Origin of the sequence: Enterococcus sp. DIV0774, from assembly GCF_050539095.1 — a bacterium.
In the GTDB taxonomy this organism is placed as follows: Bacteria; Bacillota; Bacilli; order Lactobacillales; family Enterococcaceae; genus Enterococcus; species Enterococcus faecalis.
Map to the genome: position 1 here is coordinate 1,678,407 of NZ_CP172923.1, position 18,200 is coordinate 1,696,606.

15 protein-coding genes and 2 CRISPR repeat arrays are annotated in these 18,200 nt (G+C 37.2%); of the genes, 1 reads left to right on the plus strand and 14 read right to left on the minus strand.

The window, feature by feature from the left end; translation table 11 throughout:
• Positions 1-70: 70 nt before the first annotated feature.
• Entirely contained in the window at positions 71-1,282 is a 1,212-nt protein-coding gene (locus tag IGL86_RS08175; RefSeq protein ID WP_002360017.1) for an NAD(P)/FAD-dependent oxidoreductase, read from the minus strand.
• Positions 1,283-1,310: 28 nt separating this feature from the next.
• Entirely contained in the window at positions 1,311-2,216 is a 906-nt protein-coding gene (locus IGL86_RS08180; protein WP_002360016.1) for a prenyltransferase, read from the minus strand.
• 121 nt (positions 2,217-2,337) lie between these two features.
• On the opposite strand from IGL86_RS08180, the gene IGL86_RS08185 reads away from it, so the two are divergent.
• Positions 2,338-3,318 carry a polyprenyl synthetase family protein gene (locus IGL86_RS08185; RefSeq protein WP_002409792.1) on the plus strand — a complete coding sequence of 327 codons (981 nt, stop codon included), beginning with the start codon at positions 2,338-2,340 and terminating at the stop codon, positions 3,316-3,318.
• 79 nt (positions 3,319-3,397) lie between these two features.
• On the opposite strand, the gene cydC is transcribed toward IGL86_RS08185, so the two are convergent.
• The 12 genes from cydC to IGL86_RS08245 form a co-directional block, all read right to left on the minus strand.
• On the minus strand, positions 3,398-5,164 hold the full coding sequence (cydC, locus tag IGL86_RS08190; protein ID WP_002411395.1) for a thiol reductant ABC exporter subunit CydC: 1,767 nt from the start codon (positions 5,162-5,164) through the stop codon (positions 3,398-3,400).
• Positions 5,161-6,894, minus strand: a complete 1,734-nt coding sequence (cydD, locus tag IGL86_RS08195; protein WP_002364369.1) for a thiol reductant ABC exporter subunit CydD — start codon at positions 6,892-6,894, stop codon at positions 5,161-5,163. The genes cydC and cydD overlap by 4 nt, the downstream gene beginning before the upstream one ends.
• A gap of 4 nt (positions 6,895-6,898) precedes the next feature.
• A complete protein-coding gene (gene cydB / locus IGL86_RS08200; RefSeq protein ID WP_002356976.1) occupies positions 6,899-7,912 on the minus strand; it encodes a cytochrome d ubiquinol oxidase subunit II in 1,014 nt (337 codons plus the stop codon).
• Entirely contained in the window at positions 7,909-9,327 is a 1,419-nt protein-coding gene (locus tag IGL86_RS08205; RefSeq protein ID WP_002356974.1) for a cytochrome ubiquinol oxidase subunit I, read from the minus strand. The genes cydB and IGL86_RS08205 overlap by 4 nt, the downstream gene beginning before the upstream one ends.
• 472 nt (positions 9,328-9,799) lie before the next feature.
• Positions 9,800-10,231: a CRISPR direct-repeat array (repeat unit 36 nt; unit sequence GTTTTGGTACCATTCTAAACAACATGACTCTAAAAC).
• Between the two features lie 191 nt (positions 10,232-10,422).
• Entirely contained in the window at positions 10,423-10,893 is a 471-nt protein-coding gene (locus IGL86_RS08210) for a hypothetical protein (protein ID WP_033626049.1), read from the minus strand.
• A gap of 21 nt (positions 10,894-10,914) precedes the next feature.
• Positions 10,915-11,394, minus strand: a complete 480-nt coding sequence (locus IGL86_RS08215; RefSeq protein ID WP_002401314.1) for a hypothetical protein — start codon at positions 11,392-11,394, stop codon at positions 10,915-10,917.
• Between the two features lie 21 nt (positions 11,395-11,415).
• A complete protein-coding gene (locus IGL86_RS08220) occupies positions 11,416-11,895 on the minus strand; it encodes a hypothetical protein (RefSeq protein WP_002401313.1) in 480 nt (159 codons plus the stop codon).
• A gap of 15 nt (positions 11,896-11,910) precedes the next feature.
• Positions 11,911-13,581, minus strand: coding sequence for a DNA/RNA non-specific endonuclease (locus tag IGL86_RS08225; RefSeq protein WP_430605592.1), 1,671 nt, complete (start codon positions 13,579-13,581; stop codon positions 11,911-11,913).
• Complete coding sequence (locus IGL86_RS08230; RefSeq protein ID WP_430605593.1) at positions 13,575-13,937, minus strand: hypothetical protein; 363 nt, start codon at positions 13,935-13,937, stop codon at positions 13,575-13,577. The genes IGL86_RS08225 and IGL86_RS08230 overlap by 7 nt, the downstream gene beginning before the upstream one ends.
• Before the next feature lie 2 nt (positions 13,938-13,939).
• Complete coding sequence (locus IGL86_RS08235; protein WP_430605594.1) at positions 13,940-14,221, minus strand: hypothetical protein; 282 nt, start codon at positions 14,219-14,221, stop codon at positions 13,940-13,942.
• Positions 14,222-14,412: 191 nt separating this feature from the next.
• A CRISPR array of direct repeats spans positions 14,413-14,976; the repeat unit is 36 nt; unit sequence GTTTTGGTACCATTCTAAACAACATGACTCTAAAAC.
• A gap of 157 nt (positions 14,977-15,133) precedes the next feature.
• Positions 15,134-15,997: an AraC family transcriptional regulator gene (locus tag IGL86_RS08240; protein WP_010775958.1), complete on the minus strand. Its 864-nt coding sequence runs from the start codon at positions 15,995-15,997 to the stop codon at positions 15,134-15,136.
• 84 nt (positions 15,998-16,081) lie between these two features.
• A complete protein-coding gene (locus IGL86_RS08245) occupies positions 16,082-18,163 on the minus strand; it encodes a DNA topoisomerase III (RefSeq protein WP_033625995.1) in 2,082 nt (693 codons plus the stop codon).
• Positions 18,164-18,200: the final 37 nt, after the last annotated feature.

The window sequence follows — 18,200 nt, forward strand, 5'->3', positions numbered from 1 at the left end:
GAAATTTCTTCTTATTTCTCGGAGCTAAACGGTTCTGTCCCGACCTCATTATTTCTTATTTTGCTGATTCTTAATGGTATAAGTCGAAACGACCTTTAGCCATCATTTCTTTGGTACCACCTGTTTCAAAGAGCGCTTTGTTCATGATAATTTTTTTCATGAATGAAGCTGGGTATCCTTTAATGTCTGTTTTACCAACAATTCCTAAAGCACGTGTATTTCCGACAGAACAAACAGAACCTTGTGATTTAAAGCTGAAAGGTTTAGTTGCTTCCCCTTTCAATTGTGCTTGAATATTTTTAGCAGCATGAGCGCCCATCTTCAAGGCGATTTGTGCTGTCGTTGGGTAAGGTCGATTAGTTTCTGTATCCATAACTGCTGAGCAGTCACCAATAATATAGACGTTGCTATGGTTCGCATCTGTTAAATCTGGTTGAACCATGACACGACCACGACGAGCTTCAAATCCAGAATCGCCTACAACGTGGCTTCCACTAACACCCGTTGTCCAAATAATTGTTTTAGCAGAAAGTTCTGCCAAGTCGCCTGCTTCGTTATCTTGATAAACAACTGCGCCTGGTTTGATTTCTTTAATCGGTTTACCTAATAATAAATGAATAGCTGAATCTTTTAATAATTGCACACCATAGTTCGCAAGTTTTTCGTTAAACATCGGCAATAGGCGAGTAACTGCTTCGACACAATAAATTTGGATTTGATCTGCTGAGACACCTGCGATTTCAGCAAATTTTGGTTTATTTTCAACAAGAGAACCTAATAATTCAATCCCTGTAAAGCCTGCTCCGCAGACAACAATTTTTAAGAATTCTTCGTTTTGAGTTGCTTTGTATTGACGCATTTGTTCTTGGATATGTTCATACACGTTTAAAGCCGTTTTCACATCTACCATTTGTAGAGCATGTTCTTGCACACCAGGGATACCAAATGATTCTGATTCAAACCCAAGAGAAACAACTAAGTAATCATAATTGATTGTTTGGCCATCTTCTAAAGCAACTGTTTGTGTTGCAGCATCAATTGTTTTAACTGTTCCTTGGATAAAGGTTGTCATTTTTTCATCGACAACATCCATAATATTGTATGTGATTTTTTCAGCTGGTTGTGTTCCAGCAGCAACTTCATGCAAGTCCGTTGCTTCGTAGTGATAGTTATTACGATCCACTAAAGTAATTTCGACGTCTTTGGCGCCTTTTTGTAATTCGCGTAATGTTTTTAAGCCTGCGTAACCAGCACCTAAAATAACAACATGTTTCTTATTCATTTTGATTCCCTTCCACTCTATAAAAAATTTACAGCCACCACAAACCTATGGCAAAAAATAGCACTTGTGCAGTTGCTCCCACAGCTAAGATCTTCACAGCACAAACAAATGTTTTACTCTTCACTTGTTCCTTCAGTAAGGCTTGGGTTTGTTTCCGTACAAAAGGTAAAGTTAAAAGCATGAGTAACATTGTTGGCGGGGTTAATCCTAAACCGACAGCTAACAAAATGGCTAACATTGCTATTGTATTTAATCCGACGAATAATTTCAAAGAACTTGCTTTGCCAAGGTAATGAACTAATGTATATCTCTTGTTATTTTCATCTTCCTCTAAGTCACAGATATTATTTGCTAACATTAAGTTAGCAATGTAACAAGTGTTAGGTAAGGCGACTAAGAAAATCCCCCATAAATTAGCTGCTGACCAATTGAAAACTTCAAACGTATTAATGTAGACACAAATAAGAGTAATCATGAACCCCATTGTAAATCCTGAGAAAACTTCCCCTAATGGTAGACTAGATAAAGGTTTCGGTCCTGATGAATAAAAAATACCAATTAAGTAACAATAAAGACCCATAATTAATAACGGCCAGCCGACAATAAATGACAACCCAATCCCCATTAAAGCAGAAACGAGAATCATCCAAAAAATCATTTTGCGTATTAATGGCAAAGATAAATTTTCTCGACCGATAATATTCGTTTTTTCCTTATAATCATGAACTTCTGTGGCATGATGGTAATCATTATAATTATCTAAAATATCGACCGCCATATTAAAAATAAACATCGCAATGAAAAAAATTAAAACATAACCAACATGGAGCCGCCCATATTGGTACCAACTAAAACAAATTCCTAACAAAAATGGCAAAACACTAGCTGTTTTTGCTTTTAATTCTACTAATTCAAAAAATATTTCTCGATTCAAACTATCCCTCCGCTACTTTTTTACAAACTTTGTTACTTTTAAAACTTAATTACTGTATTTCTGTCGCCAATTCGTATACAATCAAATAGTATTGAACCACTGAAAGGATCGTAGTATATTTATGAACACATTTTGGAAGTCGTTTCCTGACGTTGAACGTTCTTTAACGGAAACATGTGAATTAATTGAACAAACGTTGCATACGCGCAACGAAGACATTGAAGAAGCCTTAGTATCTTTGGCTCGTTCTGGCGGCAAATTATTACGCCCCGCTTTTTTCTTTCTTTTTGCTCAACTGGGTGATGAAGAAAAACAAGAGAAACAACAACTATTAAAAATAGCTGCATCTTTGGAAATCCTACATATGGCTACGTTGATTCACGATGACATTATTGACGATTCTCCATTGCGCCGAGGCGCTGTGACTATTCAATCACAATATGGTAAAGACGTGGCTGTTTACACAGGTGATTTACTATTCACTGAATTCTTTACTTTGATTGCAGATGCCATGAATGGCTCTGAATTTATGAAAATCAACGCACAAGGAATGAAACGGTTATTACTTGGTGAACTCGATCAAATGAGTCATCGATTTGACCGCCGCATGTCGATTCCTGCTTATTTAAGAAGTGTCAACGGCAAAACAGCCGAACTTTTTTCACTAAGCTGTCTTGAAGGGGCCTATTTCGGTCATAGTTCAAAAGAAGTCCAACGTTTAGCTAAACGAATTGGCCGTCATATTGGCATTGCTTTTCAAGTCTATGACGATATTTTAGATTATACTGCCGACACGGAAACCTTGAAAAAGCCCGCTTTAGAAGACTTGTCACAAGGTGTTTATACGTTACCCCTTCTCTTCGCTTACCAAGCAGCACCTGACGTATTCAGCCCTTATTTGGATAAAGGACGCGCCATTACCTTAGAAGAAGCAGCTGAAGTTGCGGCGCTAGTCAACGACTATCATGGCGTTACAGAAGCACAAGCTTTTGCTAAAAAAGTAACCAACAAAGCAATCACTGATATTCAACAATTGCCTGATGGCACAGCAAAAGAAACCTTACTTTCCTTAACTGAGCTCTTATTACATCGTTCATTTTAAACGTTTTATGGAAGAATTGCCATTAATTGAAATAGAAAAACGACTGATTGTTTGCTTTAATCAACAACCAGTCGTTTTTTTATTCCTCGAAAGAACTAATGCCACGATCAATTCGGTAAAGTTTTTGATAATGCGCATTGGTTGCAAGTAATTCTTCTGGTGTACCACTCATCTCTAATTGGCCATCTTCAATAAAGATCACTTGATCCATCAAAGTTACGCCTTGCAAATGGTGGGTAATCCAGATGACGGTTTTATCTTTTAATGCCTCAAAAAAGGTTTCCAGCAATTGCTGTTCTGTAATTGGATCTAAACCAGTAGTTGGTTCGTCTAATAACACAATTGGTGTATCTTGCAAAAGAATCCGTGCTAGCGCCAAGCGATGTCGTTCGCCACCAGAGAAACGCAAACCTGCTTCATCCACCATTGTTTGTAAACCTTCTGGTAATTGGGCAACCATTTCTTTTAAGCCAACTTTTTCTAAAACCGCCCAAACTTCTGCTTCGCTCGCTTCTTCTCTACCAATCCGAATATTATTTAAAATGGTTGTTCGAAATAGGTACGGCGCTTGGTGCATAACCCCAATATATTCAGTCATCGTCTCACCAAATGCCTCAGTTGGGATGTTTCCTAAAAGGATTTCTCCCGAAGTAGGTCGTAAATCACCACGAATGAGCGAAGCCAACGTACTCTTTCCGGAACCACTGCGCCCTAAAATCGCTAATTTTTGTTTTTCAGGAATTGTTAACGATAAGTCATTTAATACCTTTTTCTCTTGATTTTCATATGCAAAAGACAAATGTTCTATCGATAAACTGGTGCCATTTGGCTGAACAGGCGCTTCTGTTGAGTCATCTTCCCCTTCAGGAAGCTCATTAAAACGACGAATGGAATCCTTATAAATCGTTGTTTCCTGTGCTGCAGCAGGAAGCGGAGCAAAAGCATCAATTAACGGAAACACGGTTAAAACAAAGGCACCAATCCAATTGGCTGCGCCCCCATGATTACCTGGAAACCGCACACTAGTCCAAGCTAAGACAGCAATCGCAATCACACCGAACAGAAGTTGTAAAACAAAGTCTCGGCCACGGTTAAATTGCTTCATTTTTTCATCTAATGCACGAACGTTTGCTTCATCTGTTTCATAACGAGCAACGAATTCAGCACCTCGTTGGCTAAACACCCAATCAGACACACCTAGAATATTGTCGGTTAGTGTTTGATATAACTCATTTTTGGCATATTTATGTTTTTCTTGACGCGCACCATTCACTAGAACTGAAACAAGTGGTAATAGAAAAACAACCACTCCTAACATCAGTAACATGCATAAAGCAAACCACCAAGAAAAGAAACCTAACGCAATCACTAAAAAGATATACAAAATCCAAGCAATAACAGTTGGGAAAATCGTTCGTAAATACAAGTTTTGGATATGATTAATATCCTCCGAAAGCAAACCTAAGATATCCCCAGTGCGATATTTTGTCTTAAAGAAAATCGCATCTTTTTCTAGCACATTATAAAGTTTCAAGCGCAGATCAGAGGTCATTTTTAACACCCAGTTATGACTCGTTAGACGCTCCACATAACGAAAAACAGGACGGCCAATCCCAAATGCTCTTGTTAAAACAATGGGAATATAAATTAATAAAATATTCTCTGGTAAGGAAGCCGCACGACTGATTAAGTAACCAGACGTAAACATTAATGCCCCTGCGCTAAAGAACGTCAAGAAGCCTAAAAGTAAGGCAAAATACAAGGTTTTTTTATAGCGTTTTAAAAAAGGACGAACCCATTGATCGTTTTTCCAAACGTCTTTCGTTGTCGGCTGTTTTTCCATCATTGGCGTCCTCCTCTCATTTGCTTCATTAATTGAACATAGTAGCCATCTTTTTCAATCAACTCTGCTAGCGTTCCTTGTTCCACTAATTGACCTTTTTCCATCACTAAAATGTAATCCATTTCTTCCATCCAATGCAGACGATGTGTCGCAAAGAAGACAAGATGATTGTTCATTAATGGCAACATGCGCTCTTTCATTTCAACTTCTGTTTCAATATCCAAATGCGCTGTCGGCTCATCAAACAGCAAGACGTGGCGTTTTTGATCAACAAAGGCGCGGGCCAACGCTACTCGTTGCGCTTGTCCCCCACTTAACATTCGACCGCTTTCCCCAATCAAGGTATGAATTCCTTCGGGAAGATCTTTAACCAGCTCGTCTAAGCCAACTAACTGAATCGCTTGCTGAATCGCCTCATCTGTTGCTTCAGGTGTATAAAAGCGAATATTGTTTGCCAAAGTATCTTGGAAAATATATGGCGCTTGCGGAATATAAAGGATTTGCTTTTGCCAGTCTTTTTGTAAAAAATGTGGAATCGTTTGACCATTTATCGCCAATTGACTCGTTTCTTCTGTTGGTAATAAAAAGCCACTTAATAAATTAATTAACGTTGACTTACCAGAACCACTCGCCCCGATAATTCCAATCTTTTTGCGACCATCAACAGAGAATTGCAACGATTGAATTGCTTCTTGCGTTGCATCTTCATAGGAAAAATTTAACGCGGTGACTGACAACTGACTTTCTTGATGCCAATCATCTAACGTGAGCACATCGGTCTGTTCTGCTTCTGGCAATGCTAATACCGCTTGGATCGCTTGAAAAGAGTTTTTTCCATCTAAGGTTGCGTGATAATCACTTGAAAAATCACGAATCGGTAAAAAGAACTCGGGTGCTAAAATTAAAGTAACCAAGGCAGGAAATAATAAAATCGTGCCGTTTAATAAACTTAATCCAAGGAAAACTGCCACAACAGCTACCGATAATGTCGTAAAAAAGTCTAACGCAAAAGTTGATAAAATAGCAATTTTCAACGTACTCATGGTCGCTTTTCTGAATCGTTCACTTGTATGGTAAATACTCCCAGCATATTTTTTACTCAACCCAAACAGTTTCAGTGTGTCAATCCCTCGCAAGGAATCAATAAAATGATTGGAAAGCATTTGAAACGCCGCATATTGCTTGTCCGCTTTACTTTGTGCTGCATAACCTAACACAATCATAAAAATAATAATAATCGGAAAAACAATCAGCAATGTTACGCCTGAACGAATATCTTGTGTAAAAACAAAGGCCAAAATAATCCAAGGAATAATCATCATATTCATCATTTTTGTCAAAATCAATTGTAAATAATTTTCGGTTTGACTGATGCCTTCTAAAGCCATGGTAACCATATTTCCAGTTCCATTTTTTTGAACAACATTTGGCCCCAAACGGAAAATTTTGGTTAATAATTGTTCGCGTAATTCTTTCGAGCGTTCATAACTAAATGTATCGAGCATTCTCTCACGAAAATACGTAATAACATGTCGACCAAGATAAAAAATAAAAAAGAGTAAAATACTCTGTAGTTGTTGGTTAAGATGCCCGCCACTCCAAAGGCCGACAATGGCTTTTGAAAGAAAAAAAGCTTGCCCAATTATAAAGACTGCTTGCAGGAAAGAAAAACCTGCAAGCAAGACAAGAATTTTTTTGATTTTAGGCATCTGTAAGATGTCTTTATCAATCATAGATTTAATACCCCTCTGGTACGGCTGTCTGTGAAATACGTTTTCTGAAAATATAATAGGACCAAGCAGTATAAGCTAACACGAATGGTAAAATACTTAAAGAAATCCACGTCATAATTTTTAGTGTATATGGTGTGCTTGTTGCATCTTTAATCAACAAATCAAAACCTTCACTACCAATCATAACACGTGGGAACAAGCCACTGAACAAGAGAGCAACTAGTACAACTAATGTTAAACCACTCGCTAGAAAAGCTAACATCTCTTTGCGTTTAAACACCCCAACATTAGCAATGACCGTTAAGACCACAATTGCTAACGTTAAAATTAAAGTGACCGCAAAGTTCTTTTCATAAAAGTCCGTTTTGAAGTACATCAACACTGCAAAAACAACTAAACCGACATATAAAACGCCGTATAAGATTTCTGCATAATTTCGAGCACGTTCGCGAATTGGGCCTTCTGTTTTTAAAGCAATATAGTTCATGCCGTGTAAGTAGCAAAGTAATGTTAAGGCTACTCCACCAACAATTGAAAACAGATTAAAATAATCCGTAAATTGCGCATGCATATTGCCGTTTGCATCTAAAGGCATTCCTTGGACTAAGCTGATAAACAAAATACCAAAGAAGAACGGTACAAGGAAACTACCAATTGATAGCGTCCAGTTCCACATCCGACGACGTTTACCTTCCGGCATGTTGTGGCGGAATTCAAAGGAAACTCCGCGAATAATTAAGCCAAATAAAATCGTAAATAGAATTAAATAGTAGCCACTAAATAATGAAGCATACCAATATGGGAAAGAGGCAAACATTGCGCCGCCCGCTGTTAATAGCCAAACTTCATTTCCATCCCAAACAGGTCCAATTGTTGCAACGACTTGATCTTTTTCGTCGTCATTGTGTGCCAACGTTTGAACGGCCATTCCAACACCAAAGTCAAATCCTTCTAAGAAGAAGAAACCTGAGAACAAGACGCCGATAAGGACAAACCATAATAATTGTAGTGTACTCATTCGCCAAATACCCCCTTATCAAATGGATCCAACGCTGGTTCATTTTCTTTCGCTAATTTTTTCGCTTCATAGTCTGGTCCTTTACGTAATTCTAAAATGACCAAGTAAACCATGACACTACCTAAACCAGCAAATAATAAGAAATAAATGACATTTGACGTAATTAATGAAGCAACCGATACATTTGGTGAAACACTTTGTTCAATCGTAAATAATCCATAGACAGTCCACGGATAACGACCTAATTCAGTGACTAACCAACCTGTTGTATTGGCAAGGAATGGTGCGAATGTACATAAAGCAACAATCCACAGCATCCATTTCTTCTCGTACAGCGATGGTTTTTTCTTCCTTGTAAAGAATAGTCCTAAGGCAGCAACCAATAACATTAAGGCACCAAAACCAGCCATGATACGGAAGCTCCAGAATAAAGTGTTAACTGGTGGATAATAATTTTTATCATCCCCATATTTTTCTACCAAACGCTTGTTGACTGTATCCATCCCATCAACCGAACCTGATAATTTATTATACGATAAAATACTTAGCATATACGGAATATCGATACCAAAAACTTGTTTATGTTCCCGTTCATCTGCCCAAGCAATCAATGTCCAAGCAGCAGGATCATCAGAGTCTTCATAGGCCCCTTCCATCGCCGCAAATTTCATTGGTTGTCCTTCAATTAGAGCTTTCATTTGCAAGTCGCCAGCTAATAAAACGCCGATTGAACCGAACAAAGTAACCCATAAGCCAATGCGCATAGATGCTTTGTGGAATGAAATATCCCGTTTTTTCAACAATTGGAAAGCAGCCATACCAGCTACTGCCATGCCGCCCAATGTAAAGGCGCCCATGATAACGTGTGAAAATTCATACCAAACTTTTGGATTGCTGATGACAGCTACAAAGTCCACCATTTCAGCACGGCCATTATTGATGACATAACCTACTGGATGTTGCATAAAACTATTGGCAACTAAAATCCAGAAAGCAGACATCATTGAACCGAATACGACTAACCAGATAAAGGTTACGTGAACTTTTGGATTCATTTTATCCCAAGTAAAGATCCACAAACCTAAGAATGTTGACTCTAAGAAGAAAGCTAAGAGCGCTTCTACCGCCAACGGTGCCCCAAAAATATCTCCGACGAATCGAGAATAGTCAGACCAGTTCATCCCAAACTGAAATTCTTGAATAATCCCGGTTACAACCCCAACAGCGAAGCTTAATAGGAATATATTTCCCCAAAACTTGGCCATTTTACGATAACGTTCCTCTTTTTTCACAACGTACATTGTTTCCATAATTGCTACAACAAGTGCTAATCCTATTGAAAACGGTACGAAGAAAAAGTGGAAAACTGTTGTCATCGCAAATTGGATTCTCGCCAATGTTACAATATCAAACATATTATTTCCTCCCTGATTTGCCTCCACACAAAGAAACAAGCTTACCTGAATTGTTCATTTCCATTAGCGATGACTCCTTTTATCTACGAAACTAAAAGAAAATTCAAGTGAACTTTTCCAAAAAGTGTGAAAATGCATGTAATATAGAATAATTCCAATCTAAGTATACAACTTTCTGAGGCAGAAACCAAACAATACAGAAGCATTTCTCACAATTTTTTTAGGTGCTCCCAAGATTTCTTCCCTTTCTTCTATCAATAAAAAAAGCCCTTCCTAAAAAAAGGAAGAACTAATCTCAATCTATCAACATTTTGACTTATCACTTGATTAGTTTTTGAAAATTGAAGCAGCTCGTCTTTGATGATAAAAATTCTAATCTTGTGATGAAAATTACGGATTGCTTGAGGTGATAGTTTGTTTTTTAACAACATGGCTCTAAAACTCATGGTTCCAAGCATAATCCATTTGAAATGTTTTGGTACCATTCTAAACAACATGACTCTAAAACTTGTCAAACCGAACGCGCACGCCATAAATAGTTTTGGTACCATTCTAAACAACATGACTCTAAAACTTTTGGTGTTGGTGGTGTTCGCTCAGGATAGTTTTGGTACCATTCTAAACAACATGACTCTAAAACTTTCACATAACAGACGAAACATATACGTAAGTTTTGGTACCATTCTAAACAACATGACTCTAAAACCTCTCTCATTTTTGACAAGTTAACAGATAAGTTTTGGTACCATTCTAAACAACATGACTCTAAAACTACACTTCTCACACTACTAATTTACCATATGTTTTGGTACCATTCTAAACAACATGACTCTAAAACTGTAATTCAGTTTGTAAAAAATTAAGAACGGTTTTGGTACCATTCTAAACAACATGACTCTAAAACCTCGGAGAATTATTTTTTCTCCATGATTCCGTATTCGCATCACTTATCCATAGCTAGATTTCAGTTTAGAATGTATTGATTCGTTTCTACTCTTTCATTATACCAAACTTTCTCTTTACCAACATTATTTGACAAAGAGCCATTTTTTTGTTCGAATAAATAGAAAAAATGAAAATTTATTAAAATCCAAATTACAATGGTGGATTTTCTACCTCTTTCTTAACTTCTTCATACCACGACATAAAGAGATCATAATCAGTTAAAGCATCGTTATTGGAATATTGAAGGTCATATTTATACTTTGTATTAAAGCTTGTTGTTTCAACGTTATAGATTAATTTAAATTCTGTTGGTATTGGTTTTTTATATTCCTTACAAACTTCTTCTATTTTCATTAAATCTTCTAACCCCATGTCTAACACAGCAAAACGTCTATCCTCTGAAACATCGTATAGTTCTTCTCCTGAATTTAATACAGCGTTTACTTTCCCCATCGTTACAACTTTACCATTAATTTGAAAAAATATATTAAAAAAGTAGCCACCTTCTTCTATAGAACTATATAAATAAATTTTTTCTGCTCTACCTTCAATGAAATCGTTCGCAACGGCTACCATATCTTCTTGCCATTTCATAAACTCATCTTCAAATACTTTTGTCATCTAACTTTCTCCAACAAGTTATTAAAATCCAAATTCTTGGGGATTTTCTACAGCACTTTTTACTTCTTCGAACCAAGACATGAAGATATCATAGCTAGATAAATCATCAGAATTCGAATAAAAAAGATCATATTTATACTTCGCTTTAAGACTGTTTTCTTTAACATCATAAAACAATTTAAATTGTGTCGGCACAGGTTTGGAATACTTTTTACAGACTTCATCTATTTCTAATAAGTCATCCATTCCTACATCCAAAACTTCCCATCGTCGCTCTTCAGAAGTATTATACTTTTTTTCCCCAGGTTTTAAAGCAGAATTTACTTCATTCATGGTAACAATCTTATTGTTAATTTTAAAAAATAGGTTAAATGAATAGCTACCACCTTCTATTGAACCATATAAATAAATTTTTTCTGCTCGATCGTCAATATATTCTCTTGCATTGGCAACCATATCTGCTTGCCAATCCATAAACTCATCTTCAAATACTTTTGTCATATTATATACACCAACGAGTTACTAAAAGCCAAATTCTTGGGGATTTTCTACAGCATTTTTTACTTCTTCGTACCAAGACATGAAAATATCATCGGTATATAAGTCCTCTGTATTAGAGTATTGCAAATCATATTGGTATTTTGTGTCTAATTTTTCTTTTGTCATGTCATAAAATAACTTAAATTGTGTAGGGACAGGTTTTTGATATTTTTGACACACCTCTGCAATTTTTAACAAATCTTCTACACCTGTACGAAGTACTATATCTTGTTCTTCTGGCGACACATCAATTAAAGATTCATTTTCACCTACCACAGTGTTAACTTGATGCATAAATAATATTTTATTTTTCATTTCAAAAAATAAATTAAAAAAATACGCCCCATTTTCGATAGAACCATAAATATAAATCTTTTCAGCCCTACCCTCAACATAATCATTGGCAATCTCAAGCATATCAATCTGCCATTCCATAAATTCATCTTCGAATACTTTTGTCATATATCTATTCCTTTCTTAATTTACATTCTGAATTGTTGTAGATTTCCTTAAACCATCAATAGTATAATTCACATCAAACGAATTAGGTCGTAAAGAATTCCCTTCATAATTAATTTTCACTTTTACAAATACTTCTTTTCCTTCCTGGAGAGCCTTCTTCCAGATTCGTTCTAATCGTCCATATTCTTTCAAATTTACGTTTTTAGCTTGCGACAATAGATTGTTTAATTCTGGAGAACCGCCAAACATATCTGCAAAAATATGTCCCGCATGGTCATCAGGTTGTTTATCTAGTGTATTCGGATTGTGTCGTTTTCTACCTTGATGTGTCTTGAGTTTCAAGTTAGCATCTGCATTTGAAACCCTTCCCAACTCATCTGTCTTATACCCATAATCATGTTCTCCAGATTGATATTCATTATTTGGTTTCAAATCTTTATGCTGGTGTCCATAATTCCGTGCAAAGCTGTAATTCACCGAAGAAGTCGCCACGCCCATTTTCCGAATGGCATCTGTGACAGCAACCGCACCAGCACCCATGGTTGTTGCGCCTGCCACCATGCCTGCTTGGCTAACACCAACAGCTGCCAGCGTTCCTCCAGAGAAATACGTTCCTGCAAAGTCCAAACCGGTAATTCCTAAACCAGTTAAAGCAGTCACCACACCTGTTGCCAATTGCAACAATGAGTCATTCAAGGCTTCCCATTGTTTTTTGTCTAGTTCTTTGTTGGCTTGCTCGGTCAGTTCTTTGTCATTTTTACCATTTTTTAAAATAATAACACCATTGCCTGCTCCAAAATTCGCAGGCAGGACACGTAAAATATTCCCTTTTTCATCAAATAACAACAGCTGATTTAGCTCTTGAATGACTTTGTCCCATTGCTTCACAGGAACGTTTTTTAACGCTTCCTGCATAATTTCTTGATAATATTTCTGCGCTTCCACAGGCAAGTTCAGCTGGACCATGCCTTTGGTTAACGCAATTTGTTTCTTTTCATCAGTAACACTTTGTTTTTTCACGGAAGTAAACCAAGAATGATCAAAACCAACTGGTAATGTATACTTTCCTGTGGCTGAATCCACTTTGGTACCATTAAGTATTTGAATGGATTGTGTCACGATTTTCAATTGTTGTAAACTATTTTCAAAAAGCAAAGCAGTTTGATGGTCAAATTGTTTGAGTCCATTTAGCTTTTGTTCGGCTTCTCTCAACTTGTCCAGTAAGGCAACTTTGGCATTATGGAGACGTTGTGTGTCCATGTGAATGGCGTGAAGAAGCGGTTTCGCCAGTTCGCCAATCAAAGAAGATTCCAATTGTCTCGCCATGTCAATTTGATAATCAATGGTTCGAAGCTGACGTTGTAGCGAACGAATCAATTCTTGTTGCAGTTCTGAGTCAATCAGCGACCAGCGTTCCACCGCCATTTCAGCATGACGGTATCTTGCTAAATCCTGTTCTAACGATTGAATGGCTTGATCAGCTCGTTTGATTGTGGGAATAATGACTTGTTCAAAAAGTCCTTTGCCAGCGGTATAAACAGCTCCTGAAAGTTGTTTGCCATCCACTGACTGAACCAAATGTTGACTGCCTTGATTTAACTTGCTGGTCAATTCCCGTGCTTGCTGAATCGTGGTTTTCATACTTGAAACCAGCGCTTGAGAATCTGCTCGAACATATCTTACCATGGAATCTGCCCTCGCTCTCTGAACAATGCTTCACGGTCATCGTCTAATTTCCGTTTGAGTGAACGATAGTGTTGAGCAAGTGTCTGTTGCTGACTCTGACAGGAATTTCTGACATCACGAGTAACCGCTTGCAACAAACTGCTCGTTTTCTGAGCATCTTCATCACCTAATGAATGTAGTTGTTGAAAAATATCCGTGTATCTAGCTTCTTCTCTTTTTAATTCTTGAACCGTGCTCGCTAATTGTTCCATTTGCTTCCGTTCTTCACGGCGTAACGTCTCTTCCTGTTCTTCAACTTGGGCAATTTGGCTTGTGATTGTGGCGTGGAGTTCATCGTTTCTCTCTTTTTCACTCATACTTAACGCCCACCTCCTGAGAATTGTTCCGCAGATTGTTGGTCACGATAAGCAATTTTTTCTGCAATTTGAGGGAATTTCTCGGCTTGTTTCCAGACACAATTGGCTAAATCCGTTAAGTTTGTTAAAACTTGAGCATTCACTTGTTTGCCTTTGGTCATTCCTGAAACTGTACTTCCTGAAAAGGTTACCTTTGGGGCTTCTAAACGCTCGTTGATACCAGTCAACTTTGAGACAGCACTTTGGGCTGAACTCGTACTTGAAACAATCTTTCCTTCCATCATTGTTCTCCTTTATTAAATTTATTTCACTTAAAATTTAAGATACTTTCATTTTACTAAACTTTTTTAATGAAAGAAATAAAAATAACAAAAAAGGCTACTGGAAACAGTAACCTTTTAGCACTCCTCTTCTTCATTCGAAGATAACAACATGACTCTAAAACCAATAATTATAACATAAATTCAAAATATCCGTTTTGGTACCATTCTAAACAACATGACTCTAAAACATGCATATGGGTAAAAAATAATGCTACGTTGTTTTGGTACCATTCTAAACAACATGACTCTAAAACTGTAATCTCAAATCAAAAAAATAAGTAGGCGTTTTGGTACCATTCTAAACAACATGACTCTAAAACCACCTAGCTTTTTCATTCCTTCAAAACTATGTTTTGGTACCATTCTAAACAACATGACTCTAAAACTTATTTCTTCGTAACTAGCCACTGATCTTTGTTTTGGTACCATTCTAAACAACATGACTCTAAAACTTTGGTAAGGTGTTCCATATTTCTTTGGCGGTTTTGGTACCATTCTAAACAACATGACTCTAAAACAAATAGATGCGCGCTACGAAGATTGGGTAAGTTTTGGTACCATTCTAAACAACATGACTCTAAAACGATGCACAATATATTGCCACATTGCAATCAGTTTTGGTACCATTCTAAACAACATGACTCTAAAACTTTATTTGTAAACTCGATAGCATTGATGAAGTTTTGGTACCATTCTAAACAACATGACTCTAAAACCTCGGAGAATTATTTTTTCTCCATGATTCCGTATTCGCATCACTTATCCATAGCTAGATTTCAGTTTAGAAGGTCTAATTTTTTTCTTCACGTTTATTATACCAAACTTTTTCCTTCTTGGCGGAAAAACCCACCATTTTTCAATGGTGGGTTTTCTTTATTTAGTAGCTGTAACAGCGAGCCAGATTTCACTGTACTTAGCTTCTGCTGGTCCTTGATATTGCGTAAACGAAATTTCTGGTGCTGCAACGACTTGGTAACCAGATGAAGGCAACCATTCGGAGAATATCCTTGCCCAGGTTTCTTGTAAAGTTTGTGGGAAAGGACCTTCATTTGGAAAAACCGCCCATGTATGAGCAGGTACGCTTAGTTGCTCCAAATCTTCATAGGTATTTTCTTGCAAAGTGGCAAAGCCAATCATGTGTGTCATTTCTCCACCTTCTGTTGTTCGTCCCTCTTGAAAGTCAAAAGAAGCATTTACTACTTGATGAGGATATATGTCATCAAATGTATGCATTTCCGCTCGTTGTTGTGGTGTAATGCGCTGTGCTAATTCCATGATTGCTTGATTTTCCCCTTGATACTGCAAGGGAACCTTCTGACTAACTCCGACTATTTGAAACGCTGGTTTTTCAATCAATTTAACATCCATTGATTGTCCTCCTTTAATATCAATATAGAAAGAGAATTTAGGAAACGTTTTTTGGATTTGTGTTTTCATTACTTCAGAAGGGGCTTGTCCTGACCAATCGCGAAAAGCTCTTGAGAATCCTTCAATACTTTGATAACCATATTTAAAAGCTACATCTGTCACTTTTTCACCAGCAAGTAATGCTAAATTTGCTTCTGCCAAACGTCTCTTTTTAATATACTCAGCCAGACTCATTCCCGCAATAAACGAAAAAGTTCGTTTAAAATGGTAAACAGAAATCCCTGTCTTTTTTGCCAATTCATCGAAGGATACTTCTTCCGTTAAATGTTCTTCAATATAATCCATTGCTTGATTTAAATTTGCGAGCATCCGTGTCCCTCTCTTTCTATTTGAAAGTTTACTAAAGACCAACAAGGATGACTTGATTATTTAGAGCCAACATTCGTCAAATCGCTACTCTTGTTTCATAGCGGCTTTTAAGGCCTGTGCTAAAGCACTTTCTTCTGGTTCGTCTGGTTGTGAATATTTTTTCATCAAACGACGTTCTTCATGTTTAGTCATTTTTTGTTTTCGTTCTTTTTTATCGGGAATTTTTTCAGTAATCGAACAGAATTTACATTTGAAAGAACGACCATTTTTTCCTTCTATGATGACCATTTTTTTATGGCATTGTGGGCAACGGTGATTGGATACTTTAGGATCTTTTCGCCGACGATAAGAACATTCTTGGTTTGTACAAACGTAAATCTTCCCATCTTTTGTATTTTTTTCCCGTAAGTTTGAGCCACAATCTGGACATTTTTTGTGCGTAATGGAAAAATCTTGATATTTTTTCTCGCTTTGTTTAATTTCACGGACTAATTTTTTCGTATCCTCTTCAATATCCTTTAAGAAAAGTTGACTCTTTTGTTGACCCGAAGCGATTGCTTCGAGCGACTTTTCCCATTTTTCCGTTAGTTCAGGTGTCACAAGTGATGGATTCACCAAGTCTAATAGTTGCTTTCCTTTGGCAGAGACACTTAAACCGCTATTGGTTCGTTCCATCAATTCTGATTTAATCAGTTTTTCAATAATTTCAGCTCGCGTTGCCGGTGTGCCTAAACTGTGTTTCTCCATTTTTCCTAACAACGTTCCTTCGGTTAATGGTTTTGGCGGCGACGTTAATTCTTTGTTAATGGTAAAGTTTGGCGCAACGGTCATGCCTTTTTGCCATTGGACAGTGGATAGCGGCTGTTCGGCTGTTGTTTTCCAGCCAGCAACAACTACTTTATTTTGATGAAAGACAAATGTTTCTTTTCCAAAAGCGACTGTAACTTTTGTTTGTTTGGTTTGATTTGGCTCAGCAAACAAACCTAAGAATCGTTGAACAATCATTTGATAGATTTTTTGTTCATCATTACTTAGCTTTTCATAACGAGGACGTTGTTCAGTTGGAATCAACCCATGGTGATCTGTGACTTTTGCATTTTGGAAAACTTTTTGTTGTTTAACAACGGCCCCATTTTTAAGGTAGCCTTTCACTTCTGGTGAAAAATCAGCAATAGCTTGAAGGCGCTCTTTCATCGTTCCTTTCATATCCGTCGTTAGATATTTGCTGTCAGTTCGAGGATAGGAAACAATTTTATGGGTTTCGTATAAACTTTGTACAAGAGACAACGTTTTCTTTGCAGAAAATTGGAATCGCTGGTTGGCTTCACGCTGGATTTCGGTTAAATCATACGGTAACGGCGCATTTTCTGTTTTAACTTTTTCTTGGATATCGGTAACTAAGCCCTTTTGTTTTGAGAGTTCTTTGACTAATTGTTCTGCTTCCTGCCGTTCTTTTAAAGCGTATGGATTTTTTTGGGTCATCTTTGCTTTTTCTGATTCAACAGTTAACGAGATAGTAAAATAAGTTTGAGGCTTAAATTGTTCAATCGTTTTTTCTTGTTGGCGTACCATTGCTAAAGTTGGTGTTTGAACACGACCTGCGGATAAGTTATCTTGATATTTCACTGTCAAGGCCCGTGTGACGTTTAGCCCAACTAACCAGTCAGCTTTTGCGCGCGCCAAGGCAGAGTAATACAAATTATCGTAGTCTTTCGCTGGGCGAATTTTCTTAAACCCGTCTTTAATGGCTTTGTCTGTTTGAGATGAAATCCATAAGCGTTTGACTGGTTTGTTAAAACGGACATATTCTAAAATCCAGCGGGCCACTAATTCACCTTCACGACCAGCATCAGTGGCAATCACGGCTTCAGAAACATCTTTACGATTAGCTAATTGTTTAATCGCTTTTAATTGATGTCCCGTTTTCGGTAACGGTTTAATCCCTAAATTCTTAGGAATCATCGGTAAAGTTTCCATTTGCCACGTTTGCCATTCTTTGTTTAAATCTTCTGGCATTTTTAGTCCTAAGAGATGGCCTAAAGCCCAGGTGACAATCACGTTGGGTCCTTCATAATAATTCTTATTTTTTTGATTTGCTCCTAAAACGCGGCTTAAATCTTTTGCTACGCTAGGTTTTTCAGCAATAATTAATTGTTTTGCAACCACTAGTTTCGCTCCTTTTTGAGTGCTATCTTTTCGTATT

Bases quoted from the DNA above. Each gene is read 5' to 3' on its own strand.
- IGL86_RS08240 (WP_010775958.1), bottom strand. From the start codon at position 15,997: ATGCTCGCAAATTTAAATCAAGCAATGGATTATATTGAAGAACATTTA.
- cydD (WP_002364369.1), bottom strand. From the start codon at position 6,894: ATGATTGATAAAGACATCTTACAGATGCCTAAAATCAAAAAAATTCTT.
- IGL86_RS08215 (WP_002401314.1), bottom strand. From the start codon at position 11,394: ATGACAAAAGTATTTGAAGATGAGTTTATGGATTGGCAAGCAGATATG.
- IGL86_RS08205 (WP_002356974.1), bottom strand. From the start codon at position 9,327: ATGTTTGATATTGTAACATTGGCGAGAATCCAATTTGCGATGACAACA.
- IGL86_RS08220 (WP_002401313.1), bottom strand. From the start codon at position 11,895: ATGACAAAAGTATTCGAAGATGAATTTATGGAATGGCAGATTGATATG.
- cydB (WP_002356976.1), bottom strand. From the start codon at position 7,912: ATGAGTACACTACAATTATTATGGTTTGTCCTTATCGGCGTCTTGTTC.
- IGL86_RS08210 (WP_033626049.1), bottom strand. From the start codon at position 10,893: ATGACAAAAGTATTTGAAGATGAGTTTATGAAATGGCAAGAAGATATG.
- IGL86_RS08230 (WP_430605593.1), bottom strand. From the start codon at position 13,937: ATGAGTGAAAAAGAGAGAAACGATGAACTCCACGCCACAATCACAAGC.
- IGL86_RS08225 (WP_430605592.1), bottom strand. From the start codon at position 13,581: ATGGTAAGATATGTTCGAGCAGATTCTCAAGCGCTGGTTTCAAGTATG.
- IGL86_RS08235 (WP_430605594.1), bottom strand. From the start codon at position 14,221: ATGATGGAAGGAAAGATTGTTTCAAGTACGAGTTCAGCCCAAAGTGCT.
- IGL86_RS08175 (WP_002360017.1), bottom strand. From the start codon at position 1,282: ATGAATAAGAAACATGTTGTTATTTTAGGTGCTGGTTACGCAGGCTTA.
- cydC (WP_002411395.1), bottom strand. From the start codon at position 5,164: ATGATGGAAAAACAGCCGACAACGAAAGACGTTTGGAAAAACGATCAA.
- IGL86_RS08185 (WP_002409792.1), top strand. From the start codon at position 2,338: ATGAACACATTTTGGAAGTCGTTTCCTGACGTTGAACGTTCTTTAACG.